This is a genomic window from Streptosporangium sp. NPDC087985 (genome assembly GCF_044741965.1).
GTDB lineage: Bacteria > Actinomycetota > Actinomycetes > Streptosporangiales > Streptosporangiaceae > Streptosporangium.
Genome location: NZ_JBIUTQ010000002.1, coordinates 252,511 through 278,085, shown reverse-complemented (window position 1 = coordinate 278,085; position 25,575 = coordinate 252,511). Strand labels below are relative to the sequence as shown.

Sequence of the window (25,575 nt, the reverse complement as noted above, 5' to 3'; positions counted from 1 at the left end):
CTTTCACCCTGGGATCACCCCAGGTCGATGTGCTCCACGGGGGTCTCTTCCCTGCCGCGCTCCCGTGCCCGCTGCCCGGGCGAGGGCTTGGTGAGCCCGTCGACGGCCGACTTGAAGACGGCGAACAGCTCGCTGCCCGCCTGGATCACCTGGTCGGCGACCGCTTCGCCCGACTCGCGCCGGGCGGCCATCGCACGGCAGATGGGGCAGGCCCGGCAGATGTACTCGTCATGCTCGGAGACCGCCTCCTCCCACACGTCCCGGTCGCCGCCGCGCCCGCCGCCGCTGGAGAACGCGCCGCCGAATCCGGACATCGTGCCCTTGATCACGTTCTTGCCCAGTTCTCTGGCCGCTCTCTGCTGAAGCGCCTCGAAAAGTTTGAACGCCTCTTCGGTCGCGCTGCCCAGCGGATCCCTGTCGTTTTGGGACTTCTCAGTCATCAGGCCCTCCCGTCTGGAACCGTACCCGGAGAAAGCCGTCACGGAGCACGGCGCCCCGCACGGACCTGCGGGCCAGGGCGGCCGGCAGGGCCAGGACCCGGCGGTAGGAGCCCGCGTTGACGATCAGCTCGTCACCCTTGCGGGCCAGGTCCACCTCGCTCTTCTCGGCGAGCGGCAGTGCCAGGATCAGCTCACCCTCGGGGGTGATCCGCAGCGGCGGGTCCCCGGCGGGTGGAGCGAAGGGGTCGGTCTCGCCGTACATGGTCTCGGCGACCTGGGCAAGGGCGGCGGGTCCGACGGGCTCGGCGTCCAGGTAGGGCACGGTGTGGATGGGCAGCGGGGCGAAGGACCGCTCGACCTCGGCCAGGTGCGTGGCCTGGGCCGCCACCCACCTCTGCCGCCACGGGTCGGCGCCGCCGGCCGGGAAGACCCGGTTGGCGATCACCGCGTCGACGCGGTAGCCGTACAGGCTGAGGGAGGTGAGCGTACGGCGGGCCTCCGCCAGCACGACGGCCTCGGGAGTGAGCACCAGCCGGACGCTGGCGTCCGGGCCGGTGAGCAGTTCACGGACCTCCATCAGGCCCCGGTGGAGCCGCTCCCCCGCACCGATCACGTGCTCCTCGGGCACGCTGACCTGCGCCACCCGGCGGACCAGCGGGGAGAACGTGCGCAGCAGCCGCCTGCCGACCGGCAGCAGGCGGTTGACGTGCCAGTCGAGGGCCTCGGGCAGGGCGAGCAGCCGGAGCGTCTCGGCGGTGGGCGCGCAGTCGATGACGATGACGTCCCAGCGGCCGCTGCGCGCCTGATCGCGCAGCTCCAGCAGGGCGATGAGTTCCTCGGCGCCCGGCAGGACCGTGATCTCCTCGGCGGTGACCTCGTCGAGGCCCAGCTCGGTGAAGAGGCCCCTGGCGTAGTCACGCAGATCACCCCACTGGAGCTCCAGCGCCTTCTGGGTGTCCACCTGGTGGAGGTAGAGGCCGGGCGAGACCTCGGTCGGCTCGTCGCCGGCGGCCGCGCCGAGCGCGTCGGCGAGCGAGTGCGCGGTGTCGGTGGAGACCACCAGCGTCTTCCGCCCCGACCGGGCCGCGAGTGTGGCGGTGGCCGCCGCGGCGGTCGTCTTGCCGACGCCGCCCTTACCGGTGAACAGCAGGACCCTGCTCACACGCCCTCCCCTCCCGGCGGCCCGGTCTCAGGCCCGCGGGCTCGGCGGTCCGGCTCCCTCACGAGGCCTCGACGCGCTTCTTCAGTCCCCTCAGGGCGGTGTCGATGATGATCTTCTCCGCTTTCCGCCTGATCATGCCGATCATCGGGACCTTGAGATCCACGGCGAGCTCGTACGTCACCTCGGTGCCACTGCCCGCACCGGCCAGGCGATAACTCCCGGTCAGCCCGGAGATCATCCTCCCCGGCTCGGCGATGCTCCACTCGACGGAGTCCTCACCGTGCCAGGTATAGGCGAGGGTGTACTCGTCGCTGATCACGCCCGCGTCCAGGACGAACCGGACCGTGACCGGGCGCCCCTCCTCGTCGGTGGACAGGACCCGCGCCGCCTTCACCTGGCCCGCCCACTCCGGGTATGAGGCGAAGTCCGCGATCACCGTCATGATGGGCGACCGGCCGGTGCCGATCATGATGCTCGAAGTGGTGCGATCAGCCATGGGGTTACCGTACTCGTTCATCCTTCTCCGGCGGGTCTCCGGCTCACCACTCAAGAACGAAGGGGACTCCCCTGCCGCGGAAGTGACCCACATTGAGGCATTCGGTCCGGCCGATCCGGGTGCGGGCGGCCAGGGGCTGGTGCACGTGGCCGAACAGGGCGTAGCGCGGCTGGGTCCGCCGGATCGCCTCCAGCGTGGCCTCGCTGCCCCGCTCGAAGCGCCGGGCGACCACGTCGTAGAGCAGTTCGGGGACGGCGGGGGGAATGTGACAGCAGAGCACGTCCACCTCTCCCACAGCCTCCACCTTGCGGGCGAACTCCTCGTCGTCGATCTCGTTCGGCGTCCGGTACGGCGTGCGCAGCCCACCTCCGACGAAGCCGAACCGGAGCCCGCCGATCTCCACGGTCTGCCCGTCGAGCACGTGATGGCCCTCCCTGAGATACTCGGGCCAGTAGCGGGGCAGGTCGACGTTGCCGTGGGTGAGATAGGCCGGGGTCGGCATGGCGGCGAAGATCTCACCGTACTGCCGGCGGACGGAGCGCTCGATGTGGTCCCGAGGGTCGCCGTCCAGCGACGCCCAGAGCGCGGCCGACAGCGCTCGCGCCTCGTCGAACCGCCTGGCCGTCCGCAGGGTGATGAGCTGCGTGGCCTTCTCCTGCCCGAACAGCTCGGGGAAGATCCCCCGGGAGTGGTCGTCGTAGTCGATGAACAGGATCAGGTCGCCCAGGCAGACGAGCGCGTCGGCGCCGTCTCCCGCGCGTGCCAGGGCATCGGCCCTTCCATGCACATCGCTGACGACATGAACCCGCATGCCGGACATCTTAACCATTGGCGAAATGCGGATATAAGTAACAACTTAGATTCGACCCGGCGGGGCGGAAGGTCGGTCCAGAGGTCCCGTATTACGCGGCTGATAACGTGAAAACGCCCTCGGTAACGCCTGGAGCACGGATCTACCCACGCGTAACTTATCGCGATAGCTTCAGGCAACCCATTGATCCGTGCGTCTTCAGGAGTGACCCGTGCGCGAGTACAGCGTCCCCGTACTGGTGGATGTCCCCGCCTCAGCCAACCTGACCGACACGGTGTTCCAGCGCGCCGAGCAGGAGCCGGGCGCCGTCTGCCTGCGCCGGAAGGTCGGCGACGACTGGATCGCCGTCACCACCGAGGAGTTCCGCGACCAGGTCGCCGGCGTGGCCAAGGGGCTGATCGCGGCCGGCGTCGGACCGGGCGACCGGGTGGTTCTGATGTCGCGCACCCGCTACGAGTGGACCGTGCTCGACTACGCGATCTGGGCCGCCGGGGCGGTCAGCGTCCCCGTCTACGAGAGCTCCTCGTCCGAGCAGGTCAAGTGGATCATCTCTGACAGCGGCGCGAAGGCCGCCTTCGTGGAGCTGGAGTCGCACGAGGAGACCGTCCGCGAGAGCGCACCCGAACTGCCGGACCTCAAGGAGATCTGGCGCATCGAGAGCGGCGCCCTGGACGAGCTGACCGTGAGCGGCGCCGAGGTGTCCGACGAGACGCTGGCCGAGCGCAGGACCGGCCGCGGCATCGCCGACCTGGCCACCATCGTCTACACCTCGGGCACCACCGGAAGACCCAAGGGCTGCCGCCTGACCCACGACAACCTGCTGTTCACCGCCAAGAACGTGGCGCAGGGCCCGCTGGAGCCGCTCTTCACCGTGGACGGCAGGGCTGCCCTGCTGTTCCTCCCGCTCGCGCACGTCTTCGCCCGCATGATCGAGGTCGTGCTGATCGAGACCGGCACCGTCCTCGCGCACACCCCCAACATGAAGAACGTCGCCCCCGACCTGCAGGGCTTCAAGCCCACGTTCCTGCTGGGCGTGCCCCGGGTGTTCGAGAAGGTCTACAACGCCGCCGAGCAGAAGGCCGCCGCCGAGGGCAAGGGCAGGATCTTCCACGCCGCGGCCGACACCGCCATCGCCTGGAGCCGGGCGGAGTCGTCCGGCGGCGCCGGGCTGGGCCTCAAGCTCAAGCACACCCTGTTCGACAAGCTGGTGTACGGCAAGCTCCGCGCCGCCACCGGCGGCAGGTTGTCGGCGGCGGTGTCCGGCGGCTCGGCTCTGGGCGAGCGGCTCGGTCACTTCTTCCGCGGCGTGGGCATCGAGGTCTTCGAGGGCTGGGGCCTGACCGAGACCTCCGCACCGTCCGCGGTCAACATGCCGGGGGCCAACAAGATCGGCACCGTCGGCAAGCCGTTCCCCGGCGTCACGATCGGCATCGGCGAGGACGGCGAGGTGCTGGTCAAGGGCCGCCACGTCTTCCAGGGCTACTGGAACAACGACGAGGCCACCGCCGAGGTGATCGACGCCGACGGCTGGTTCCACACCGGCGACGTCGGGGAGCTCGACAAGGACGGCTACCTCCGCATAACCGGCCGCAAGAAGGAGCTCCTCGTCACCGCCGCGGGCAAGAACGTCGCCCCGGCCCCGATGGAGGACCACATCCGCGCCCATCCGCTGGTCAGCCAGGCGCTGGTGGTCGGCGACGACAGACCGTTCGTCGCGGCGCTCGTCACGCTCGACCCCGAGGCGCTGGAGCAGTGGAAGACGGCCAATGGCAGGACCGGGTCCACCCTCGCCGACCTCCGCACCGACCCGGCGATCCTCGCCGAGGTGCAGAAGGCGGTGGACAACGCCAACCGGTCCGTCTCCAAGGCCGAGCAGATCAAGAAGTTCGCGGTGCTCGACATCGACATCACCGAGGAGAGCGGGCATCTCACCCCGACCCTCAAGATCAAGCGCAACATCGTGATGCGTGACTTCGCCGAGCAGGTCGACGCCCTGTACGGCTGACGCCGGGCAAACGGCCGGCGCCGGCGCGTCCCGCCCTGCCGTACCGCCGTAGAACCGAGGCCTGTCCCCGTGCCGCAGCCGGACGGCGCGGGGGTCACCGCTGTGAGGGCGGGTTCTCCTCGTACGGCGCCGGAGCGTCGCGCTTGGGGGCCAGCCACTGGGGAGGAGGAGCCGTGGAGATCGTGGCCCTCTGGAAGTCGACCTTGACGTCCCCGGTCGGTTTGATGGTGAACAGCTGCCCCAGGGACTGACTGCTGGTGGCCAGGGTGCTGCCCGCCAGGGCGAGGAACCCCATGAGGATCTTCGTCTTCTGACCGATCATCCAGTTCGTGAGGGCGACGAGGCGGTTGAGCCACATCTCCGCCTGGACCCTCGTGTACGGCGTGAGCTTCATGGCCTGACAGGCCACCACGTAGCCGAGGATCGTGGCGGCGAGCGCGCCGATCTCCAGCCAGTAGACGGCGTAGGCGTCGCGCACCTGGTCGACCTGGCTCTCCAGGTTGGAGCAGATGCCGCTGAGCTTCTGCAGGTCACCGCCGAACAGCGAGGCGGCGTGCAGGAAGCCCTCCCGGTCCTCGGCGATCCAGTCTCCCCGGGACAGGAAGACCGCGTTGCCGACGATGCCGGGAATCTCGACCTCGAGCACCTTGGCGAGCGCGTTCCAGTTCGTCTTGGCCTCACCCATTCCCAGAACGTTCGCCACCGCCGTGGTGGCGATGGTCACCCCTGTGATCAGGCCGGGAGCCGACGTGGCGGCAGTTCTGAGCGCGCCGAGAGCCAACTTGGACAGCAGGGCGACGGGGAGCACGTTTCCCTTTCCTCTCGGTTGTCACCTGTAGACGACGATGCTTTTTTCCTCAGCCTCGCGCCAGTTCTTCTTGATGGTCTCCAGTGACTCGATCCAGGCCTCCACTGTGGCGATGGCGTCGTCGACCATCCGTCTGATGTCGTTCTGCGTGCTGCCGTACTTGCCGATCAGCAGCACACCGATCGTGCCGAATCCGGGAAAGCTGACGCTGGTGCTGTCAACGTCCTTCTTGAGCTGCTTGAGGCTCGGCAGGAGCTTGTCGTTGAGGTTCCGCTGGATGTTCGTGATGCATGTGGAGGTGACATACCTGTCCTGGGTCATGCGTCGCCGCTCCCTCCGTTTCCGTACACCCTTCGTTCATGTGTACGTCGCCGCGCCATAACGCGACATTCGCCCCGACCGGACAGTATCCTGTGTTTTGTCCTGTGTCACGAGTGATTCCAGTGATTCGAGTGACATCTGGCCACTCAGCAGCCAAGAGAGGTTTTGTGTGTCCGATCCCCGATTCGATCTCACCGGATTCGATCCCGAAGACCTGGAGCGGATGACTCAGGACGCGGAGCGGACGATGCGGCGTCTCGCCGACGTCCAGGAAGAGCTCGGCGAAATACACGGCAGGGGAACGGGCGCAGACGGCCTGATCAGCGTGGTCACCGACGGGTCCGGCCACGTGGAGCGGGTGGAGCTCAACCCCCGGGTGATGCGCCTGGACAGCGAGACCCTGGCTGAGGAGCTGATGAGGACGGTCCGCGAGGCTCAGGAAGACGGGGAGCGCAAGGCCCGTGAACTGCTGAACGGGGCGCTGGGAGAGATGAAGCTCCCTCAGGGCCCGCTCGACGTCGACGAGATCGAAACACAGCTGAGGCGGTCCCACGAGTCCTTCGTCCACGACATGGAAGGACGTATGTCGGACAGAGCGGCGTGGCGTCCGGACCGCGGCCGGGGATAGACGGCTTCGGACCGTTCCGCCGGAACGTCACGGAGCCGCCCTCCCCGTGAGACGGCTGCTCTCAGCCGGCGCGCCCGGACGGGTCGGGTGCCTGCGCCAGCAGGTCGGCGAAGCGGGCGGCGACAAGATCCCAGCCCCACTCCCGCGTGACCCACTCGCGCCCGCGCTCTCCCATCACCCGGGCCCGCTCCGGGTCCCGCAGGAGGCCGGTGAGGGCCCCGGCCACCTCGTCCGGGGAGGTCCCGTCCACGACCAGGCCGGTCTCCCCCCGCAGCACCGCGTCGGGAGCCCCGCCCGACGAGCCCGCCACCACGGGCAGCGCGCTGGCGGAGGCCTCAAGGTAGACGATGCCGAGCCCCTCCACGTCGATGCCGCCGAGCCTGGTGCGGCACGGCATGGCGAACACGTCGCCGGCGGCGAGGTAGGCCGGCAGCGCCGCCGACGGCACCGGCCCGGCGATCCTGACCGAGCCTCCCAGCGGCCGGGCCAGCCGCTCCAGGGTCCTGCGGTACGGTCCACCCCCGACGATCAGCAGCACGGCCTCCGGCACCGCGCGCAGCACGCGGGGCCAGGCCCGCAGCAGGACATCCTGGCCCTTGCGCGGGACCAGCCGGGACAGGCAGACCACGACCGGCCGGTCCTCCAGCCCCAGTGCCGCGCGCACCTTCTCCCCTCCGGCATCCGGGCGGAACACGCCGGTGTCGACGCCCGGTGCGAGCCGTACCAGCTTGTCCGGGGGGATGACGCGGGCCAGCCTCTGCCGGGTGTACTCCCCCAGGTAGGTGACCACGTCGGCGTGGGCGCCGATCCTGGCCAGCAGGGGGCGGGCGAGCGGGACCTGCGTCCAGGACGCCTCGTGGCCATGGGTGATCATGACGACGCGCAGCACCCCGGCGGCGCGCATCGCGGGCGCGAGCAGGCCGAGCGGGGCCGCCGCCCCGAACACCACCGTGTCGCACTTGAACGCGGCGACCAGTTCCACGGCCCGGCGGGCGACCGCGCGCGTGGGCAGCATCAGCGAGGTGGGGTGCCGTACGACGGGGTACGGCCGGCGGCTGTCGAAGCCGTCGCAGCCAGGCCAGCGCGGGGCGTAGACGACCACCGAGTCCGGCGGCCGGCAGGCGGCGAGACCGTGCACGAACGACTGGATGCCGCCGGCCCGGGGCGGGAAGTCGTTGGTGACGATCAGCGCACGGTTCACGGCTCCCGCATGCCGTTCAGCAGGGCCCAGGAGCGTGCCATGGCGATGCGCTGCGGCGCCGTGGGGTGAGAGGCATAGAGGACATATTCGATGACGTCCGGTGACAGGTCAGAAATATTCGTAACAGAGAGCCGTCTCTGCATGGAGACGAACACGGCAGGCTCCCCGGTCAGGTCCAGCGCGTGCGCGTCGGCGCGGGCCTCGATCTGCCGGCTGACCAGGTTCTGCGCCGGCCCGGACAGGATCGTGGCCAGGCTCAGCAGCCCCATGATCAGACCCACCGCCCGCGGGTCGGCCGGCGAGGCGACCCCGGTGCGCCGCCGTACGGCCCCCGCCGAGATCACCAGATAGAGCAGGCACGCCCCGAAGGCCGCGCCCAGACCGCCGACGATCGTGCCGTACAGCACGTCACCGGTCTTGGCATGGCCCAGCTCGTGCGCGACCACCAGCTCGACCTCGTCCACGGGCGCCCGGAGCAGTGTGTCGTAGACCACGATCCTGCGGGTCGCACCGAACCCGGAGACGTAGGCGTTGAGCGCGGTGGTCCGCCGGGAGGCGTCGGCGACGAGGACGTCCTCGACGGACACCCCATCGCGGGCGGCCATGGCGAGCAGGTCGTCGCGGAGTTGCCCGGCGGGCATCGGCGTGAAGTCGTTGAAGACCGGTTCGATCAGCACCGGGTAGGCGAAGGAGACGGCCACGGTCAGCGTGAACGCGCCGACGGCCGCGGGGATCCACCAGCGCCGGTAGCGGCGCGCCAGCGCGACCACCGCGAGCACCATGATCGCGAGCAGCGTCGTCCTGATGCCGATGTTCTTGACCCGGTCGGCGGTCCACGACAGCCAGTCCTGGGTGGACAGGCCGTACGCGCGCAGGTGGGTCTCCGACCACATGCCCAGCGGCCAGCGCAGGATCTCCACCGCCACCGAGAGCACGAGGACCCCCAGCAGCGCCCTCAGCCACCACGGCCCCTTCAACCGGCCGAGGAGCCGCGCGCCCAGCGGGGTGCTCACCAGTGCTCCGGCCACCACCAGGGCCAGGCCGAGCGACAGATAGGCGGGCACGCTGACCGCGGCGTCGAAAGCCTCGGAACGGGCGATCTGGTCCGCGGTGAAGTCGCGGGCCGGATCCGGGACGACTGCCGGGGCCGCGGACAGAACCCGCCAGGGCGTGGTGAACGCCACCACCGCCAGCGTGGCCACACCCAGGGCGGCCAGCGCCCACCCGGCCCCCCGGAAACCCGGGGCCGCCTCCGTCGTGGTCCGCGTCATCGCCGTCCTCCCAGCGGATCGGAAGGTGTGCCCGTCATGGTAAGCGTCAATCCAGTTCCCTCCGGAGGTGATCACGCCACGCGGCGGTGAGCTCCGCCTGCGACAGGCCCAGCGTGCTGCCGACATCGCTACCGTAGAGCCTCACCAGCGCCTTCTCGCCGAAGCGCTCCGCGATGTAGCGGCAGGCGAGCCACGCCTCCTCGTAGGCCTGTGCCAGCCTCGGGGCGCCCGGGGCGAAGTCGGCGGGGCCGGGGAGCCGGGCGGGCAGGAGGCCCGCACGCACCTCCTGGGCCAGCTCGGCGGCGGCCTCGCGGATCCCGATCCCGGTGTCGCGGTACCCCACGTAGTCGGCGAACCCCTCCGACAGCCACATCGGCACCCGCCCGCCCCGGGTCGCGCCGGTGGCCACGTGCGTGAGCTCGTGAGCGATCACCACGTCCCTGCCGGTCTCGCTGAGCCTCGCGTAGCCCGACGGCAGGACGACCACCCGGTCGGCGGTGGCCAGCGCGGCCAGGCCACCGGTGCTCCCGGCGCCCGCGAGCGTCGCCGCCTCCGCGTCGGTGGCGGGGTAGAGGATCACCGCCCGGACCGGTCCCCAGATCCGCCCGACGGTACGGGCGGCCCGATCGGCCCTGGAGGCCAGGTCGCGGAGGCGTGCGGCCGGGACGCGGTGACCGACGACGACGGAGTGCTCGCCGCGGACCACGGTGGCGGCGCCGGGCCACAGACCGTCCGTCTCCTGCGGGAGTGGTCCCGCCCCGGCGGCCAGGCCGGCACTCATCAGCGCCAGCATCCCGGTGAGCACGGCGCGGCGCCCTCTCGGGACGGACATAGGAGGTGATGTTACTCGACCGGCATGGAAAGGCCCCGCCCACCCTCGGGGTGGACGGGGCCGCATGTCTCCGTCAGCCGGCGGGGCGGACCGCTCCGGCGAAGGAGGACCTGTAATACCCCTCCAGCTCCGCGATCCGGACCGTCTTGCCGCTGCTCGGCGAGTGCACCATCCTGCCCTTGCCGACGTACATGCCCACGTGGCCCTTGCCGTAGAAGAACATCAGGTCACCGGGGCGCAGGTTGCTCCACGAGACCTTCTTCCTGACGGCGCGGTACTGGCTGTACGTGATCCGGGGAAGGGACACGCCGGCCTTGCGCCACGCGTACTGGACGAGACCGGAGCAGTCGAACGCGCCGGGACCGGAGGCTCCCCACCGGTACGGATCGCCGATCTGCTTCCTGGCCACCGAGACCGCCTTGGCGGCCTTCACCTTCTGCAGCTCGGCTCTGCTCATCTTGGCCTTCGCCGTCTTGACACTGCTCCGTGCCGCGGTGCCGGTCTGGGCCGGGCTCCCTGTCTGGGAGGCGGTGCTCCTGACCTGAAGAGTGAGCCCGGTGTCCGCAGCCGCCTGTGCCGTTGTGGATCCCAGCACGACCGCTCCGGACGGAGCGGTCAGAGCGAGTACGGCACCGCCGAGGGAAAGACGGGCAAAACGTGAAAGACGGGGGTTACGCAGGGTGGTAGACAGGATTTCTCCTTGGGACTTCCGCTGATGCCTACCGGGTTAGCTGACGGATTCGGGCTGGGAAGTCGCCCTACGGCATGACATATGCCGATTCACCCCTGGCCATCCGTGACGACCTTCGGGTCCCCGGTTCCGTGCCTCCTGGCTGCACGGATTCGGCGGGCCGCCGCGGTGGGGGTCAACCCCCTCAGAGGGGCGGCGGCCAATTGGATTTCCAGCGCGATGCCTGCCTGGGGAGCAGGGATCCACCACGACAACATGGCGTGCCATCGCGACGCCAGAAGCTACTCCGATTCCCCATATTTCAGCAAAGCAGTGCCAGGAAAACGGAGATCAATAAGCCTCCCCCGCTCTCCTTAATCCCTGCGTGATAGGCGATTCTCCTATCCGGATATGACCCTCGTCACATTCTGGAGATCGCAATATAAAGATCACTAATTCTGTAACATTGGTCACAATAATTGTGATCCATGCCTGTCCGGCTCGCCAGATGGCCCTGCCGCCCGGACGTCGACGGTGTCCTTCCAGCCGGCGTCGGTGGCGGCGGGCGTTGGAGGCGTTGAGCAGCCGCAGCCGTTAGCGGGTGGCCGTCAACTCCAGCACCGGCCAGGGACGCCGTTGACCAGGATCACGTCGCCCTCGACGCCTTCCATGTAGGCGTCCTCGACACCCGCCGTGACCCGCAGGCTCGGATCCGCCTACGGATAGCGAAACGAGCCCTTCTCTTCGAAGGCCCGGTCGCAGATCATCAGCGGGCGCGCCAGCTCACTCTCAGCGCGGAATCAGTCCCGAGCGGCCAGGGCGGGAGGTTACCGGTGCCGTCAACGTGCGGCAGCTATGATCCAGGGCGGTCTCGAGAGGAGCCTGCAGGACCTTGCCGGGTCGCATCTTTCAGGGGTTTCAGCAGGTCACGTAGTGCGGTCCGCTCCTCCGGCGACAGGTCCGGCCCGCGGGAGACGATGCGCATGACAGTGTGGGCGGCATCGAGGCCGCGGTAGAACCGGGCGCCGAGCGCCGGGGCGACCTGCCGGCACTTACGCAGGTCTTCCTGTGGGATCTTCAAGATGTTCACGTCATAAACGATGGTGACCGCCTTGATGGTGAAAGCGGGATCTTCCTTGCGCTTGAGCAGGTGGTTAACCGCGTTCGCGTTGAAGATCATGCCTACGACCAGGTTCAAGTAGGCGTTTTGGCAAGGAACCGGCCAGCGTTTGGGAGGCACGTACGCTTTCTCGTCGATGTCCAAGAGCAGGTCCCCCATGGTGGTGACGCTCGTCGGCGCGCTGCTGGACGTGGGGACCGTGGCGGCTTCGACCGCACCGCCGGTGGGTGCGGAGGCGGGCGCCCCGCCGCACGCGGTCAGGAGCAGTCCCGCCACAATGATGATCAGCGGCTTAGCCGGTCGCATGCCGTCAGCATGATCACGTAGTTGGCAGTCGGGGACATGAATGCGCCATATGATCATGATTTGTTATGCACTGGGTTCTCGCGGACGACGTTCCGGTAGCCGGCGACGTCCGCCTGGCGGCCGTCGGCCGGACGGCCGGTTGGTTGACTTCTGTTCCTACACCTCGGTCTGGGCCGACGCCATCGACTGCGCCTGACCGCTCCGCGGGCTCACCGCGGCAGCCGTCCGGACACCGCGCGGGCCCGCGTGAGACGGGCGGACCCCCGCGAGGTCAGGGGCGGACGGCTCCGACCAGGCGGCGGCCGTAGGCCGACAGGGGGACGACCTTGACGATGTCTCCGGTCTGGGGGGCGTGGACGATCTTCCCGTTGCCCGCGTAGATGCTCACGTGGCCCAGGCCCTCGCTGAAGACGAGGTCCCCTGGCTGGAGGTTGCTCAGCGGCACCTTGCGGTTCGCGCCCCAGCTCCACTGTTCCCAGGTCGTGCGGGGGAGGCCGACGCCGCCGCTGCGCCAGGAGGCCTGGACGAGGCCGGAGCAGTCCCAGCCGCCGGGACCCGTGCCGCCGTACCGGTAGGGCTTGCCGACCTGGGCGAAGGCGAAGCTCAGGGCGGCCCTGGCGTTGCCCGAGGCCGGGCCGTTGTACGGAATTCCGAGGCTGTTGGGGTTTCCGGGCTGGAAGGCGCCGAGGTCGCTCAGCAGCTTGGTCTGCGCCTTCACCATCGCGTCGGCCTTGGTCTTCGCCGCTGCTAGCTCGTCGCGCGTCGCGTCGGCCTCGGCCAGGGCCGTCTTGGCCTTGTTGCGGTTGTCGCGCAGCGTCTTGTTCGCTTCGTCGAAGGCTTCCAGGGACAGGGCGCGGGAGGCGGACATCTGGTCGACCGTGGCCAGCCCGCTCAGCAGCGCCGCGGGGTCGGTCTGGTTGATCAGGCCCTCCCAGCCGCTCACCCTGCCCAGCTGGTAGCTGCTGACGGCCATCGTGATGAGCTCCTTACGGAGCCCGGCGACCTTGGCGTTCTGGCGGTTGAGGGCACCGTTCAGCGTCGCGTACTTCTGCCGGGCCTTCTTCACCTTCTCGCCGGCCTGGTTGTACTTCTCGACGATCCCGTCAGCCTGGTCGTTGAGCTTCTCCAGCTGCTTCTTGGCCTCGGCGAGGGTCGGTTTCGGCTCCGCGAACGCACCGCCGGTCGGCATCAGCAGGAGCACCAGGGCCAGCCCCGCGGCCATCGGCATCCGCCCGAATCTAACCGGCATACCCGCCACGGCCACGGCGCCGCCTCCCCCAGTGCAAAGACCTGGGCGAAATAGTACAGAAGAAGTAAGGATCAGCTCACCTTTTTGGCCGGTTTACTCCTTACGAACAGGTAGCGATCCCACAGATCTTCGCGGTCATGCTGTGGCGTCCCGCACCGCAGCCCAGTCCCGCTTGGCCGCGGTGATTCAACGCGTCCTACGGCTAAAGGTTCAGCCCCGCCCGAGACGCCGCAGAAGCAGGCCCGACGGAACCGGTCGCGCGCCCATCCGGCGCACCGACTCGGCCACCTCGCGGTCGGAGGAGACCACCGCGATGGCACGGCCGACGGGCTCGGCGCGGACCAGCTGGCGGATCAGGTCGTCGGCGATCTGACCGGGGGCGCTGAACATCACCCGGACCCCCCGGGGTGCCGACACCGGGACCGGGGCGTTCAGCTCGGCACCGTCGAAGACGCAGGTCAGTTCGGTGCGGGTCTGCGCGTAGAGCGCGCCCAGCCCGGTGAGCAGGCGGTTGCGCTGGTCGACGAGGGTGAGCGTGCCGTAGCCGGTCTTGGTCACGTTGTAGCCGTCCACGATCAGGTGGATCTGCGGCAGCGCGAGCAGTTGGTCGAGGAGGACCGGATCGTCATCGGCGAGCGCCCGGGCGGGCACCGCCTGGACCCCTGGCCTGCCGGGCGCGACCGAGGCCACCGAGTCGGCGGGCCTGCTGATGCCGGAGGGGAGTGCGAGCTCCCTGCGCAGCCCCGCGGCGGCGTCCTGGAGCGCGTCGAGCAGCATCCGGACCTTGGTGTCCTCCACACTGCGACCCTCGCGAGCGGCCCTGCGAGTGGCCTCCAGCTGCCGCTCGGCATCGGCCAGCCGCTCACGCAGGCGGCGCAGCTCGCTCTCCCCCGCGCTGCCGGCCGAGGCGGCGGCCGCTCTGATCTCCTGAGCGGCATCCTCCATCTCGGCGGCCCGCGCGTCGGCCGCCTTGGCCCGCTCGCGGGCGTCGTGCAGCTTGCGGCGCAGGTCGGAGATCTCCGAGCGGGCCGTCTTGAGCTGGTCACGGAGCCGGTCGGACTCCTCCTTCGCCGAGGTCTTCTGTGCGGCCAGTTGCTCACGCAGCCGGTTGAGCGTCTGCTCCTGCGCCGAGCCCTCGGCCGCGGCGGCCGACCGCTCCAGGTCGGCGCGGGCGACCTCCACCATCTCCGGCCAGCCGGGCGGCCGGGTCAGGTAGGCGGCGGCGGCGACCAGAACGGGCTCGGCCGCCGGCGGTACGACGCCCTCCGAGAGGCTCGTCACCAGCTCGGGCCAGCCCGCACTCAGCGTCTCTGCGACCAGCTCCCGGAACTCCTTGTCGCTCTCCAGCTGTGCGGCGATCGGCGCACTGCCCAGCTTGGCCCGTTTGCGAGGATCGAATCTGGCGATCCCCCTGAGCGGCAAAGGCACGGTGGCGGCGGGCATCGCCCCCAGGACCTGGGATGCCAGCTCCACGACATGTAAGCGGACCTGCTCGGGTAACGGACGAGACAGGCCTTCTCCGGCTGAACTCATCACGGCCCCTACTCGGATTGGTCTTCACGTCAAGGGTACGGCTACCGCACCCCGGCCCGGACATGGCCAGAAATCCGGATTCCATCTGCCATAACGGTGAACCGCATGTGGACAAGTGCTTGATCGTAGGTATACGACTGTGCCCAGCGACTCGTGACGTACGCCACCCGGGAGAGCGCGATGGGCGAACAGCGTGGCCAGATCGAGCAGATCCGCACCTCCACCCGCGACCTCGGCGAGCGAGGCGCTGCCGGAGGACCCCGACGACCTGGTCATCCACCGGGCCGCGATCGAGCGGATGCTGGACGGAACCCACGGGAGGTGAAGCCGCTCCGCCCGCGAGGTGGCGGGCCTGGAGGACGCGCCACCCGTCAGGGGGACCCGGGGCGTTAAATGTCGGCCGAGGCTTCTAGGGTCGGGAACCGTGGATTACGTCGTGCAGGGAACGCTGGACGAGCTGGGCACCCCGCTCAGCCAGATCACGTTCGTCGTGTTCGACCTGGAGACCACCGGGGTCTCCGCGCACGAGCACGCGATCACCGAGATCGGGGCGGTCAAGGTCCGGGGTGGGGAGATCCTGGGCGAGTTCGCCACCCTGGTCGATCCCGGATCGCCCATCCCCCCTTTCATCTCGGTGCTGACGGGCATCACCGACGCCATGGTCAGGACGGCACCGCGGATCGAGTCGGTACTGCCGGCGTTCCTGGAGTTCGCCGAGGGCTCCACCTTCGTGGCGCACAACGCGGGATTCGACCTGGGTTTCCTCAAGGCCGCCTGCGCCGCTCACGACCACCCCCCGCCCACCCATCCGGTGGTCGACACCGTCGTGCTGGCGCGCAAGCTGCTGACCCGCGACGAGGTGCCGAACTGCAAGCTCTCCACGCTGGCCCGGATCTTCAGCAGGACGGAGCCCTGCCACCGCGCCCTCGCCGACGCCCGGGCCACCGTGGACGTGCTCCACGCGCTCCTGGAGCGGGCGGGCTCGTTCGGAGTGCACACCCTGGAGGAGCTCAGGGGCTTCGTCCGCGCGCCCACCCCTGAGCAGCGACGCAAACGGCATCTGGCCGACGCGGTGCCGACCGGTCCCGGCGTCTACGTGTTCGAAGACGAGCGCGGCGACCCGCTCTACGTCGGCAAGAGCACCAACCTCCGCAACCGCGTGCGCAGCTACTTCACCGCCGGCGAGACCCGGCCCCGGATCCGCGAGATGATCGGCATCGCCGAGCGGGTCCGGCCGATCGTCTGCGCGACCACGCTGGAGGCCGAGGTCAGGGAGCTCCGGCTGATCGGCTCGGCCAAACCGCGCTACAACCGCAGATCACGCTTCCCGGAGAAGATGGTCTGGCTCAAACTCACCGACGAGCCCTTCCCCCGCCTGTCGATCGTCCGCGAGGTCAAGGACGACGACGCCGGCTACCTGGGCCCGTTCACCAGCACCCGCGCGGCCGAGGACGCCCGCACCGCCCTCCACGAGGCGATCCCGCTGCGGCAGTGCACCGAGGGGATCACCCCGCGCACCAGGCGTTCCGCCTGCGCCCTCGCCGGGCTCGGCAGGTGCGGAGCACCATGCGAGGGCCTCCAGAGCGTCGAGGAGTACGGCCTGCACGCCGCGACCGCACGGCGGGCCATGGAGCTGGACGTCACCCCGGTCTTCTCCGCCTTCCAGGCGCGGATGGAGCGCCTGGCCCTCGACCAGCGCTACGAGGAGGCCGCGGCCGACCGTGACCGGCTCGCCTCCTACGTCCGCGCCTCCGCCCGTATGCAGCGGCTACGGGCACTGACCACGATCCCCCAGATGGTCGCGGCCTCCCTCGTGACGGGCGGCGGCTGGCAGATCCATGTCGTCCGGTACGGCCGGCTGGCCTCGGCCGGGGTGATGCCCCAGGGCGCCCACCCCACCCCGTTCGTGGACGCGCTGGTGGCCACCGCCGAGACCGTCGTGCCGGGACCGGGCCCCGTCCCCGCCGCCGGTGCCGAGGAGACCGAGTGCATCCTGCGCTGGCTGGAGACCCCGGGGGTGCGGCTGGTCCAGGTGGACGGCACCTGGAGCCTGCCGATCAACGGCGCGGGACGGCTCAAGAGCCTCCTCGACCGCGCCTACCGCCCCTCAGAACCGCACCAGACGCGTGAGGGCCGCCCGAGGCGCTGATAACTTCGGAGTCTGCAAGCCGTACTCAACGAGGAGGAAGCTCGTGGTCACCGCGATCGTGCACATCAACGCCGAGGTGGACCGGATCCCCGAGGTCGCCCAGACGATCGCCGAGATCGACGGGGTGAGTGAGGTCTACTCCGTCACCGGGGAGTACGACCTGATGGCCATGGTCCGCGTCTCCGCCTACGAGGAGATCGCCGAGGTCATTCCCGGGCGGATCAACAAGGTCGAGGGAGTGCTGCGCACCGAGACGCACATCGCCTTCCGCACCTACTCCAAGCACGATCTCGACGCCGCCTTCTCCATCGGTCTCGGCGAGTCCGACTGACGCTCACGCGGGCGGGCGGGGACCCGGGTGCGCCTCAACCCACCGTGGGCAGCCGGGCCCGCACCTCGACCCCTCCCTCCGGGCGGACCTCGGCTTCGAGCGTCCCGCCGAAGAGCATCGCGCGCTCGCGCATGCGCAGCAGCCGGTGGCCGGTGGTCGTCGCCGCGGCGGCCTGGCCGTCGTCACGGACCAGCACGTCCAGGAAGCCCGGCCGCCAGCGCAGGATGACGTGGGCCGACCGCGCCCGGGCACGCCCGAGGGTGTTGCCGAGCGCCTCCTGGACGATCCGGTAGACCGACAGCTCAAGGGCGAGGCCGATCTCGACGGGGCTGCCGTCCTCGGTCATGTCCACCCGCAGACCCGCCTTACGGACCTGAACCAGCAGATCGGCGAGATCGGACAGCTTGGGCTGGGGCGCCCTGCTCCCGGGGGAATCCTCTGTCTTCAGCAGGCACAACATGCGCTGGAGCTCCAGAAGTGCCTGGCGGCCGGACTTCTCGGCCAGCCGCAGGATCTCACGGGCCCGCGCGGGATCCCTCTCCATGATCATCCGTCCGGCGCCCACGCCGAGCGTCATCATGCTGATCCCGTGGGCGACCACGTCGTGCAGCTCGTGGGCGATGCGGGACCGTTCCTCGGTGAGGACGGCGCGGGCCAGCGCGTCCTGCTGCTCGGCGAGCCTGGCCTGCTCGCAGCGGAGCCTCCGGAGCAGGACCCGGCGTTCGCGGACGAGCCCCGCGACGACCAGACCGAGGCCGGACGCCATGAACAGCACCAGGACAGCCGGTATCCGCTCGGCCAAGGGATCGACACGCCACATGGGCGCAATCTAGGACGGCCCGCGGAGGGTCCGCATCCCCTCACGGGTGGAGCTTCCATCCGTCCGTGAGGGGAGAGCCGAGGTCAGCGCGACTTCAGCGACCGGCTGCTCTCGATCCAGCGGTCGAGGGTGGCCGCGGCGGCGCCGGAGTCGACGGCCTGAACGGCCCGCTCATAGCCGGCGGACATGGCGGTGTCCAGGTCGTCGCCCTTGCCGTCGAGGGAGACCAGCGCCGCCGCGGCGTTGAGCAGCACCGCGTCACGGACCGGGCCGGTCCTGCCCTGGAGCAGGTCGTGCACGACCCGGGCGTTGAATGCGACGTCCCCGCCCCGCAGCGCGTCGGCCGCGGACCTGGGGATGTCCAGCACGGCCGGGTCGAAGACGGCCCGGGTGGCGGTGCCCTCGCGCACCACCCAGACCGTGGAGGTGGTGGCGGTGGTGAGCTCGTCCAGCCCGTCGTCGCCCCGGAAGACCAGCGCCGACACCCCCCGCTCGGCGAAGACGCCCGCGACCACCGGGAGCATGCCCGGGTCGAAGATGCCGATCGCCTGCGCCTGGGGCCGGGCCGGGTTGGTCAGCGGACCCAGGAAGTTGAAGACCGTCGGGATGCCGAGTTCCTTGCGCGTCGGCCCGGCGAAGCGCAGCGCCGGGTGGTAGAACGCCGCGAAGCAGAAGGCGATGCCCGCCTCGGCGGCGAGCGCGGCGGTGGCGGCGGGCGGGAGGTCGAGCACGACCCCCAGATGCTCCAGCACGTCGGCGGCGCCGCACAGGGAGGACGCGGAGCGGTTGCCGTGCTTGACCACCCGCGCGCCCGCGGCGGCGGCCACGATCGCGGCCATCGTCGAGACGTTGACCGTGTGCGCGCGGTCGCCGCCCGTGCCGACGATGTCGACGATGGGCCCCTCCACCGACAGCGGGGTGGCCCGCTCCAGCATCGTGCGCGCCAGCCCGGTCACCTCCGCGACCGTCTCCCCCTTCGCCCGCAGCGCCACGGCGAAGCCGGCGATCTGCGCGGACGTGGCCGAGCCGGACATGATCTCGTTCATCGCCCAGGCGGTCTCGTCGGCGGTCAGGTGCTCACCGGCGATCAGGGCCGTCAGCAGCGCGGGCCAGGTGGTGCGCGCGTCCATGGGGGTCTCCAGAGTGTTCTACCGGGCGGTCAGGCGGGTGGAGAGGCGGCGGCGCACCAGGTCGGCGACGGTGTCGGCCAGGACCACCGGGTCGATCGGCTGCGGCACGACGGCCTCGGCTCGGGACCATTCGGCCAGCCAGCGGTCGTCGCGGCGGGCGATCAGCAGGCAGATCGGCGGGCAGTCGTGGACCTCGTCCTTGGCCTGACGGGCCACGCCCATGCCCCCGGCCGGCCGGGCCTCGGCGTCGAGCACGGCGACGTCGATCTCGCCGGAGTCGAGGTGCTGGACGACCTTCGCGTGGGTGGCGCACTCCACGATCTCCACAAGGGGCACGTCGGCGGCGGGACGCCGGCCGATCGCCTGCCGCACCTGCTCACGGGTGCTCGCGTCGTCGCTGTAGACGAGGACCCTCATCTTGTCGTCGGTGCTCACGGTCGCGCTCACTATCCCTTGTCGATGTATGGTCACCTGGGATGGTACCGCCCGCCCGGCCCGAGGGCCCAGGCCGGAGGCATCGGTGTGAAAAATTCCGCGTACGTCCAGTTTGAACGGACGTTTGAGCCCCCTATTGGGGGGTCGTGGGGCGACCCGAGCCAGTGAGCCGCAATAATGCTGGCGTGGCGACAGCATCCGCAATATCAACGACGACGACAGCACATCCGTCCCGCAGGCCCGATCTGGTCAGCGTCGGGACGATCGTCTGGCTGTCCTCTGAGCTCATGTTCTTCGCGGCGCTGTTCGCGATGTACTTCACCATCCGGTCGGTGAGTCTGGGTCAGGGCCTGCCCTGGCCCGAGGCTCACCTGAACATCCCGTTCGCGTTGGCCAACACGACCGTCCTGGTCCTGTCGAGTGTGACCTGCCAGCTGGGCGTGTGGGCGGCCGAGAAGGGCCAGGTCGCCAAGCTCCGCTTCTGGTACCTCGTCAGCTTCCTGATGGGCGCCGTGTTCGTCAGCGGCCAGCTGTACGAGTACGGCCAGCTGGTCCAAGAAGGGCACACCCTGTCGCACTCCGCGTACGACTCGGTGTTCTACCTGACCACGGGTTTCCACGGCCTTCACGTGACCGGGGGACTGATCGCGTTCCTGTTCATGCTGGGACGCACGTACGCCGCGAAGCGCTTTACCCGTGAGCAGGCGACCAGCGCGATCGTCGTGTCCTACTACTGGCACTTCGTCGACGTGGTCTGGATCGGCCTTTTCGTGACCATCTACGGCATTCATTAAGGAATCGGGGATCTCAGTGAACAGGATCACCGCTAGGCGGCGGCATCCCCTCGCGAGATACGCCGTCCTGCTCCTGGCCCTCGCGCTGGTCGGAGGGTTCTACGCCCTTCTCGCCCCGCCGAGTGAGCGAGCTGACGCGGCCATCGCATCCGGCAGGGCCGACGACGTCGCTCAGGGCAAGAAGCTCTTCGAGCAGAGCTGCGCCAGCTGCCACGGTCTCAACGCCGAGGGCTCGGCGACGGGCCCGTCACTCATCGGCGTCGGCGCGGCGGCTGTGGACTTCCAGGTCAGCAGTGGCCGCATGCCCATGTCCAACCCCGGTGCCCAGGCCCCCCGCAAGCCTCCGGCGCCGTGGGTCAACGAGGACACCGTCAGGCAGCTCGGCGCCTACATCCAGTCGCTCGGCGGCGGCCCGACCGTCCCGTCGAAGGACCAGGTCGACGCCACCAAGGGTGACAAGGCGAAGGGCGGCGAGCTGTTCCGTGCGAACTGCATCCAGTGCCACAACTTCGTCGGCGCGGGCGGCGCACTGACCCAGGGCAAGTACGCTCCGCCGCTGCACGAGGCCACCGAGACGCAGATCTACGAGGCCATGATCACCGGCCCGCAGGCGATGCCGGTGTTCAACGACAGCATCATCACTCCCGAGCAGAAGCGGGACATGATCGCCTACATCGTGGGCGTGCGTGAGGAGCCCAACCCGGGCGGCGCCGGCCTCGGCCGTATCGGCCCGGTGAGTGAGGGTCTGGTGGTCTGGATCGCGGGCATCAGCCTCCTCTCCCTGGCCGCCATCTGGATCACCGCGAAGAAGCGACAGGCCCACAAATGACTGACAACAATCACGATATCGAGCAGCCCGACGCACGCGTGCCCAGACGCGTCATCGGCACCCCCTCTCCCGCCACGGACACCTCCCTGCTCGGAGCGGAGGAGCGTGCCGGGGACATCGACGTTCCCGGCGTGACCCTGCAGAACGAGGCGACGGCGAAGAAGGGCGAGAAGATCGCCGCCCTGTGCTTCCTCGTCGCCCTGCTCGCGGGCATCGGCTTCATCGTCGCCTACGTGGCGTTCCAGGTCGGCGACATCCACAAGACGCAGACCTCCACCCTCGCCCTGGGCAGCGCGCTCACGGTGGCGCTGCTCGCGCTGGCCGCGGGCCTCGTGGTCTGGGTCCGGATGATCATGCCGAAGTACGACCTGGTCCAGGAGCGCCACCCGATGGCCTCCGACAGCCCGACCCGGTCCTACGTCGCCGAGACCTTCACGCAGGGCGTGAGCGAGAGCGGCATCACCAAGCGGCCGCTGCTCCGCCGTACGCTGCTGCTCGCCGCGGCCCCGCTGGGTCTGATCCCGCTGGTCCTGCTGCGCGACCTCGGCCCGTCCTACGCCAACTTCCCGAGCAAGCTGAGGCACACCGTCTGGGGCAAGAAGACCCAGGACGGCAAGCTCCGCAAGCTCGTCGTCGAGGGGACCGGCGCGCCGATCCGCGCGGCGGACTTCAACTCCCCCGGCGGCATCCTGTCGGTGGTGCCCGAGGGTTACGAGCACGACCTGAACGAACTGGCCAAGGCCACGCTGATCTTGATCAAATTCCGCCCGGAAGAGATCAAGTCCGGAACGAACCTGAACTGGACGCACGACGGCATCGTCGCGTACTCCAAGATCTGCACGCACGTCGGCTGCCCCGCGGCCCTGTACGAGCAGACCACGCACCACATCCTGTGCCCGTGCCACCAGTCCACCTTCGACGCCGCCGACGGCGCCAAGGTCATCTTCGGTCCGGCCGCACGGCCGCTGCCCCAGCTGCCCATCTCCGTGGATAATGAGGGATACCTCGTCGCCACGGCGGACTTCGCCGTCCCACCCGGTCCCAGCTTCTGGGAGCGTGGCGACGCTGAGGCCGAGGTCCGTGAGAACGGAGGCCACGCATGAGCACCGGAACCGTTCCGAAGCCCATAGCGGGCGCGAGCAGTTTCCTCGACGACCGCATCGGCGCGGGAAACTTCCTCAAGCGCAACCTGCGGAAGGTCTTCCCCGACCACTGGTCGTTCCTGCTGGGCGAGATCGCGCTGTACTCGTTCATCGTCCTGCTGCTGACCGGTACCTTCCTGACCTTCTTCTTCAAACCCTCCATGGGTCACGTCGTATACGACGGCTCCTACGAGCCGCTCAAGGGCATCATGATGTCCGAGGCGTACGCCTCGACGCTGGACATCAGCTTCGACGTCCGCGGTGGTCTGCTGATGCGGCAGATGCACCACTGGGCCGCCCTGTTGTTCGTCGCGGGCATGATGGTGCACATGCTCCGTGTGTTCTTCACCGGTGCGTACCGCAAGCCGCGTGAGCTCAACTGGCTCATCGGCGTCGGCCTGCTGACGCTGGCGCTGCTGGAGGGCCTGACCGGTTACTCCCTCCCCGACGACCTGCTCTCCGGCGCCGGTCTGCGGATCACCGAGGGCGTGGCGATCTCCCTGCCGCTGGTCGGCACCTGGATCACCTTCTTCCTCTTCGGCGGCGAATACCCCGGCGAGGATGTGGTCTCCCGGTTCTACTCGCTGCACATCCTGCTCATCCCGGGCATCCTGCTGGCGCTCATCAGCGCCCACCTGATCCTGATGTGGGTGCAGAAGCACACGCAGATGCCGGGCAAGGGCCGTACGAACACCAACGTGGTGGGCGCCCCGTTCTACCCGGCCTTCATGGCCAAGGCCGGCGCCTACACCATGTTCACGTTCGGCGTCATCGCGCTGCTGGGCACCTTCGCCCAGATCAACCCGATCTGGCTGTACGGCCCCTACACACCGGCGGACATCTCGGCCGGCTCGCAGCCCGACTTCTACATGGGATTCCTGGAGGGCTCGCTCCGTCTGATGCCTGCCTGGGAGATCAACTTCCTGGGCTTCACGCTACCGCTGAGCGTGCTGATCCCGGCGCTGGTCCCGATGGGCATCGTCATGACCGGTCTGGCCCTGTATCCGTTCGTCGAGCAGTGGATCACCGGGGACCGCAGCGAGCACCACATCGCCGAGCGTCCCCGCAACAACCCGCACCGCACCTCGATCGGCATCTCCGCGGTGACGTTCTACGGCGTCCTGTGGCTGCTGGGCGCGAACGACGAGATCTCCTCGTTCTTCCACGTCTCGCTGAACTGGACGACCTACACCGGCCGGGTGCTGGTCATCGTCGGCCCGATCGTGGCCTACATCATCACCTACCGCTTCTGCCTGGGCCTGCAGCGCAGCGACGCCTCGGTCATCGCACACGGCGTGGAGTCCGGCGTCATCAAGCGCCTGCCCACGGGTGAGTACATCGAGGTTCACGTTCCGCCGCACGAGGCCATCGAGGCTCACATGCGGGGCAAGACGCCGGTCCCGATGATCGCCGGAACCGAAGAGACCGGCGACGTCCCCTCCAAGGGGATGCGCGGCCCGCTCGGCAGGCTCCGCGCCAAGTGGAGCAAGGCCTACGGCGGCGAGAAGATCCCGCTCGACAGTGGCCACGGTCACGACGAGCACGCGGCCATCGGCTCGGGTAAGGACGACGACTCCCTCACCCGCTGATCCGCCACAGACAGGGCCCGGACACCTCGGTGTCCGGGCCCTGTCGCTTTCCTGAGAGGGTCCCTGCCGTGCCCATGGACCCGACAGCCCCCTCACCCCGAGACAGCTCTCTCCGGGCCGTACGGCCTCTTCAGGGCCTTCTCAGGGCCACCGGGGAGACCTCGCCACCATCGGTGTCACCGGGCTTCGGTGGTGAAGTGCTTGACGCTGCTCCACTGGAGCCACTGCTTCCACTTCTCCTGCCAGTGGCCCCAGCCGTTCGTCGGCTCCAGCTCGCGGGGAGAGCCCGTGATGATGATCGGGTCGCCGATCAGGGTGTTGTCGATGAACCATCTGGCGTTCTCGGGACTGATGTTGACGCAGCCGTGGCTCACGTTGGAGTAGCCCTGCGACCCCACCGACCACGGGGCGCTGTGGATGTATTCGCCGCTGTTGGAGATCCGGACGGTGTTGTAGACGGTCATCTGGTAGTAGCCCGCCTGGCCCGGCCCGATACCGGGCGAGGTCATGACGGTGGACGACTCACGGGACATGGCCAGGTGGACACCACTGGTCGTGTAGTACTTCCAGACGCCGCCCTGCCCCGCGCTCATGGGCATCTCACGGATCTTCCTGCCCTCGCGCTTGACGACCAGGTAGTGGGAGTTGGTGCTTCCCGTGGTGATCTGGGAGCGGCCGACCTTGAAATTGATGCTCTGGTTCCGCTTGCCGTACAGACCGGCGGCGCCGCGCACGCCCGCGAGACGGGCCTCGACCCGGACGTTGGTGTGGGCCGGCCAGAACTGCCTGGGGCGGAAGTGCACCGTCTTGTCGTCGAACCAGTGCCAGGCCCCGAAGACCGGCTTGGAGCTCTGGACCACCAGGTTCCGCTCCACCGAGACGCGGTCGGTGATGGGCTGGTCGAAAGTAATCATGATCGGCATGCCGACGCCGACGGTGAGGCCCGTCATGTCCTTGCTCGGTAAGAAGGTCTCGATGGAGAAGGTCTTGGCGGCCTTGACGGTGGAGAAGGAGGTGGTGGTCTCGGTGATCTTGCCCGCCGGATTCACCGCCGTCGCCCTGACCTGGTAGGAGGTCCCAGGAGTCGCCGTGCCCCGGCTGCGCCACTGGGTGCCGTCGGCGCTCAGTACGCCCGGCAGGGAGCTGTTCCCGCCGCTCACAGTGACCTTCTTCAGGACCCCGCCCTCCACCGCCACCAGAACGGTCGCGTCGGTGGGCACCTTGCCGGTCCTGTCGGCGGGCGCCACGGTGACCGCGGCGTCCGCGTGGCCCTGGGAACTCGCCGTACCCGGCGCACCGGCGCCACCCCCGGCCGTACATGAGGTCACCAGCACCAGGGCCAGCAACCCGGCCCCCTGGATCGAACCACGGATCGCCTGCCCCACGTGAACTCCCCTGTCCCGGACTGATCTACTGATTCTGTTATTACCCGGAGTAAGCGGAACACCACGGAGGACATCAGTCCTAATCCGTCAACAAACACCAAAAAGCGGACCACGGAAT

26 protein-coding genes and 1 riboswitch are annotated in these 25,575 nt (G+C 69.2%); of the genes, 9 read left to right on the top strand and 17 right to left on the bottom strand.

What is annotated here, in order from left to right:
* Window positions 1-14: 14 nt before the first annotated feature.
* From ACIN94_RS06460 to ACIN94_RS06445, 4 genes are read right to left on the bottom strand one after another with little or no spacing between them, the layout of a single operon-like run.
* Complete coding sequence (locus tag ACIN94_RS06460; RefSeq protein WP_400700451.1) at window positions 15-440, bottom strand: hypothetical protein; 426 nt, start codon at window positions 438-440, stop codon at window positions 15-17.
* Window positions 433-1,602, bottom strand: a complete 1,170-nt coding sequence (locus ACIN94_RS06455; protein WP_400700449.1) for an ArsA family ATPase — start codon at window positions 1,600-1,602, stop codon at window positions 433-435. The genes ACIN94_RS06460 and ACIN94_RS06455 overlap by 8 nt, the downstream gene beginning before the upstream one ends.
* Window positions 1,603-1,660: 58 nt before the next feature.
* The gene (locus ACIN94_RS06450) at window positions 1,661-2,098 is read right to left on the bottom strand and encodes an SRPBCC family protein (protein ID WP_400700447.1); all 438 of its coding nucleotides are present in this window, start codon (window positions 2,096-2,098) and stop codon (window positions 1,661-1,663) included.
* A gap of 43 nt (window positions 2,099-2,141) precedes the next feature.
* Window positions 2,142-2,909: a metallophosphoesterase gene (locus ACIN94_RS06445; protein WP_400700445.1), complete on the bottom strand. Its 768-nt coding sequence runs from the start codon at window positions 2,907-2,909 to the stop codon at window positions 2,142-2,144.
* A gap of 211 nt (window positions 2,910-3,120) precedes the next feature.
* On the opposite strand from ACIN94_RS06445, the gene ACIN94_RS06440 reads away from it, so the two are divergent.
* Window positions 3,121-4,914: an AMP-dependent synthetase/ligase gene (locus ACIN94_RS06440; protein WP_400700443.1), complete on the top strand. Its 1,794-nt coding sequence runs from the start codon at window positions 3,121-3,123 to the stop codon at window positions 4,912-4,914.
* A gap of 94 nt (window positions 4,915-5,008) precedes the next feature.
* Here the strand turns inward: ACIN94_RS06440 and ACIN94_RS06435 are convergent, their stop codons facing one another.
* Together ACIN94_RS06435 and ACIN94_RS06430 are read right to left on the bottom strand one after the other, a co-directional pair.
* On the bottom strand, window positions 5,009-5,722 hold the full coding sequence (locus ACIN94_RS06435; protein WP_400700441.1) for a hypothetical protein: 714 nt from the start codon (window positions 5,720-5,722) through the stop codon (window positions 5,009-5,011).
* A gap of 21 nt (window positions 5,723-5,743) precedes the next feature.
* The gene (locus ACIN94_RS06430; RefSeq protein WP_400700439.1) at window positions 5,744-6,043 is read right to left on the bottom strand and encodes a hypothetical protein; all 300 of its coding nucleotides are present in this window, start codon (window positions 6,041-6,043) and stop codon (window positions 5,744-5,746) included.
* A gap of 169 nt (window positions 6,044-6,212) precedes the next feature.
* Between ACIN94_RS06430 and ACIN94_RS06425 the strand changes: the two genes are divergently transcribed.
* On the top strand, window positions 6,213-6,671 hold the full coding sequence (locus ACIN94_RS06425; protein WP_400700437.1) for a YbaB/EbfC family nucleoid-associated protein: 459 nt from the start codon (window positions 6,213-6,215) through the stop codon (window positions 6,669-6,671).
* 61 nt (window positions 6,672-6,732) lie between these two features.
* Here ACIN94_RS06425 and ACIN94_RS06420 read toward each other — a convergent pair whose 3' ends face one another.
* The 7 genes from ACIN94_RS06420 to ACIN94_RS06390 form a co-directional block, all read right to left on the bottom strand.
* Complete coding sequence (locus ACIN94_RS06420) at window positions 6,733-7,872, bottom strand: glycosyltransferase family 4 protein (RefSeq protein WP_400700435.1); 1,140 nt, start codon at window positions 7,870-7,872, stop codon at window positions 6,733-6,735.
* Window positions 7,869-9,143, bottom strand: coding sequence for a M48 family metallopeptidase (locus ACIN94_RS06415; RefSeq protein ID WP_400700433.1), 1,275 nt, complete (start codon window positions 9,141-9,143; stop codon window positions 7,869-7,871). The genes ACIN94_RS06420 and ACIN94_RS06415 overlap by 4 nt, the downstream gene beginning before the upstream one ends.
* 46 nt (window positions 9,144-9,189) lie before the next feature.
* Window positions 9,190-9,975 carry a hypothetical protein gene (locus ACIN94_RS06410; protein ID WP_400700431.1) on the bottom strand — a complete coding sequence of 262 codons (786 nt, stop codon included), beginning with the start codon at window positions 9,973-9,975 and terminating at the stop codon, window positions 9,190-9,192.
* A 73-nt stretch (window positions 9,976-10,048) separates the two neighbouring features.
* A complete protein-coding gene (locus ACIN94_RS06405; protein ID WP_400700429.1) occupies window positions 10,049-10,570 on the bottom strand; it encodes a C40 family peptidase in 522 nt (173 codons plus the stop codon).
* A gap of 106 nt (window positions 10,571-10,676) precedes the next feature.
* Window positions 10,677-10,834, bottom strand: a riboswitch (cyclic di-AMP (ydaO/yuaA leader).
* Window positions 10,835-11,498: 664 nt separating this feature from the next.
* Window positions 11,499-12,071, bottom strand: a complete 573-nt coding sequence (locus ACIN94_RS06400; RefSeq protein ID WP_400700427.1) for a hypothetical protein — start codon at window positions 12,069-12,071, stop codon at window positions 11,499-11,501.
* Window positions 12,072-12,342: 271 nt separating this feature from the next.
* Complete coding sequence (locus ACIN94_RS06395) at window positions 12,343-13,299, bottom strand: NlpC/P60 family protein (protein WP_400700425.1); 957 nt, start codon at window positions 13,297-13,299, stop codon at window positions 12,343-12,345.
* Window positions 13,300-13,530: 231 nt separating this feature from the next.
* Entirely contained in the window at window positions 13,531-14,793 is a 1,263-nt protein-coding gene (locus tag ACIN94_RS06390) for an NYN domain-containing protein (RefSeq protein ID WP_400700423.1), read from the bottom strand.
* Window positions 14,794-15,046: 253 nt separating this feature from the next.
* On the opposite strand from ACIN94_RS06390, the gene ACIN94_RS06385 reads away from it, so the two are divergent.
* From ACIN94_RS06385 to ACIN94_RS06375, 3 genes are all read left to right on the top strand, one after another.
* Window positions 15,047-15,178 carry a hypothetical protein gene (locus ACIN94_RS06385; protein ID WP_400700421.1) on the top strand — a complete coding sequence of 44 codons (132 nt, stop codon included), beginning with the start codon at window positions 15,047-15,049 and terminating at the stop codon, window positions 15,176-15,178.
* Window positions 15,179-15,277: 99 nt separating this feature from the next.
* Window positions 15,278-17,002: a DEDD exonuclease domain-containing protein gene (locus ACIN94_RS06380; protein WP_400700419.1), complete on the top strand. Its 1,725-nt coding sequence runs from the start codon at window positions 15,278-15,280 to the stop codon at window positions 17,000-17,002.
* A gap of 43 nt (window positions 17,003-17,045) precedes the next feature.
* A complete protein-coding gene (locus ACIN94_RS06375) occupies window positions 17,046-17,333 on the top strand; it encodes an Lrp/AsnC family transcriptional regulator (RefSeq protein ID WP_400700417.1) in 288 nt (95 codons plus the stop codon).
* A 34-nt stretch (window positions 17,334-17,367) separates the two neighbouring features.
* On the opposite strand, the gene ACIN94_RS06370 is transcribed toward ACIN94_RS06375, so the two are convergent.
* The 3 genes from ACIN94_RS06370 to ACIN94_RS06360 form a co-directional block, all read right to left on the bottom strand.
* Window positions 17,368-18,153 (bottom strand): sensor histidine kinase, encoded by a 786-nt coding sequence (locus ACIN94_RS06370; protein ID WP_400700415.1) that lies wholly within the window; start codon window positions 18,151-18,153, stop codon window positions 17,368-17,370.
* A gap of 83 nt (window positions 18,154-18,236) precedes the next feature.
* The gene (gene trpD / locus ACIN94_RS06365) at window positions 18,237-19,283 is read right to left on the bottom strand and encodes an anthranilate phosphoribosyltransferase (protein WP_400700413.1); all 1,047 of its coding nucleotides are present in this window, start codon (window positions 19,281-19,283) and stop codon (window positions 18,237-18,239) included.
* An 18-nt stretch (window positions 19,284-19,301) separates the two neighbouring features.
* Window positions 19,302-19,700, bottom strand: coding sequence for a hypothetical protein (locus tag ACIN94_RS06360; RefSeq protein ID WP_400701651.1), 399 nt, complete (start codon window positions 19,698-19,700; stop codon window positions 19,302-19,304).
* Window positions 19,701-19,903: 203 nt separating this feature from the next.
* Here ACIN94_RS06360 and ACIN94_RS06355 point away from each other — a divergent pair, with 203 nt between their 5' ends.
* The 4 genes from ACIN94_RS06355 to ACIN94_RS06340 are packed head-to-tail and all read left to right on the top strand — an operon-like array spanning window position 19,904 to window position 24,072.
* Window positions 19,904-20,512 (top strand): heme-copper oxidase subunit III, encoded by a 609-nt coding sequence (locus ACIN94_RS06355; RefSeq protein WP_400700411.1) that lies wholly within the window; start codon window positions 19,904-19,906, stop codon window positions 20,510-20,512.
* Between the two features lie 16 nt (window positions 20,513-20,528).
* Complete coding sequence (locus tag ACIN94_RS06350) at window positions 20,529-21,341, top strand: c-type cytochrome (RefSeq protein ID WP_400700409.1); 813 nt, start codon at window positions 20,529-20,531, stop codon at window positions 21,339-21,341.
* Window positions 21,338-22,444, top strand: a complete 1,107-nt coding sequence (locus ACIN94_RS06345; RefSeq protein ID WP_400700407.1) for a ubiquinol-cytochrome c reductase iron-sulfur subunit — start codon at window positions 21,338-21,340, stop codon at window positions 22,442-22,444. Before ACIN94_RS06350 ends, ACIN94_RS06345 begins: the two co-directional genes overlap by 4 nt.
* On the top strand, window positions 22,441-24,072 hold the full coding sequence (locus tag ACIN94_RS06340) for a cytochrome bc complex cytochrome b subunit (RefSeq protein WP_400700405.1): 1,632 nt from the start codon (window positions 22,441-22,443) through the stop codon (window positions 24,070-24,072). The genes ACIN94_RS06345 and ACIN94_RS06340 overlap by 4 nt, the downstream gene beginning before the upstream one ends.
* Window positions 24,073-24,248: 176 nt before the next feature.
* Here ACIN94_RS06340 and ACIN94_RS06335 read toward each other — a convergent pair whose 3' ends face one another.
* Window positions 24,249-25,457, bottom strand: a complete 1,209-nt coding sequence (locus tag ACIN94_RS06335) for an Ig-like domain-containing protein (RefSeq protein ID WP_400700403.1) — start codon at window positions 25,455-25,457, stop codon at window positions 24,249-24,251.
* Between the last annotated feature and the right edge of the window lie 118 nt (window positions 25,458-25,575).

Excerpts from the sequence above, each read along its gene's own strand:
- ACIN94_RS06450 (WP_400700447.1), bottom strand. The coding sequence starts at position 2,098 with ATGGCTGATCGCACCACTTCGAGCATCATGATCGGCACCGGCCGGTCG.
- ACIN94_RS06430 (WP_400700439.1), bottom strand. The coding sequence starts at position 6,043 with ATGACCCAGGACAGGTATGTCACCTCCACATGCATCACGAACATCCAG.
- ACIN94_RS06410 (WP_400700431.1), bottom strand. The coding sequence starts at position 9,975 with ATGTCCGTCCCGAGAGGGCGCCGCGCCGTGCTCACCGGGATGCTGGCG.
- ACIN94_RS06360 (WP_400701651.1), bottom strand. The coding sequence starts at position 19,700 with ATGAGGGTCCTCGTCTACAGCGACGACGCGAGCACCCGTGAGCAGGTG.
- ACIN94_RS06415 (WP_400700433.1), bottom strand. The coding sequence starts at position 9,143 with ATGACGCGGACCACGACGGAGGCGGCCCCGGGTTTCCGGGGGGCCGGG.
- ACIN94_RS06395 (WP_400700425.1), bottom strand. The coding sequence starts at position 13,299 with ATGCCGATGGCCGCGGGGCTGGCCCTGGTGCTCCTGCTGATGCCGACC.
- ACIN94_RS06370 (WP_400700415.1), bottom strand. The coding sequence starts at position 18,153 with ATGTGGCGTGTCGATCCCTTGGCCGAGCGGATACCGGCTGTCCTGGTG.
- ACIN94_RS06460 (WP_400700451.1), bottom strand. The coding sequence starts at position 440 with ATGACTGAGAAGTCCCAAAACGACAGGGATCCGCTGGGCAGCGCGACC.
- ACIN94_RS06400 (WP_400700427.1), bottom strand. The coding sequence starts at position 12,071 with ATGCGACCGGCTAAGCCGCTGATCATCATTGTGGCGGGACTGCTCCTG.
- ACIN94_RS06445 (WP_400700445.1), bottom strand. The coding sequence starts at position 2,909 with ATGCGGGTTCATGTCGTCAGCGATGTGCATGGAAGGGCCGATGCCCTG.
- ACIN94_RS06340 (WP_400700405.1), top strand. The coding sequence starts at position 22,441 with ATGAGCACCGGAACCGTTCCGAAGCCCATAGCGGGCGCGAGCAGTTTC.
- ACIN94_RS06345 (WP_400700407.1), top strand. The coding sequence starts at position 21,338 with ATGACTGACAACAATCACGATATCGAGCAGCCCGACGCACGCGTGCCC.
- trpD (WP_400700413.1), bottom strand. The coding sequence starts at position 19,283 with ATGGACGCGCGCACCACCTGGCCCGCGCTGCTGACGGCCCTGATCGCC.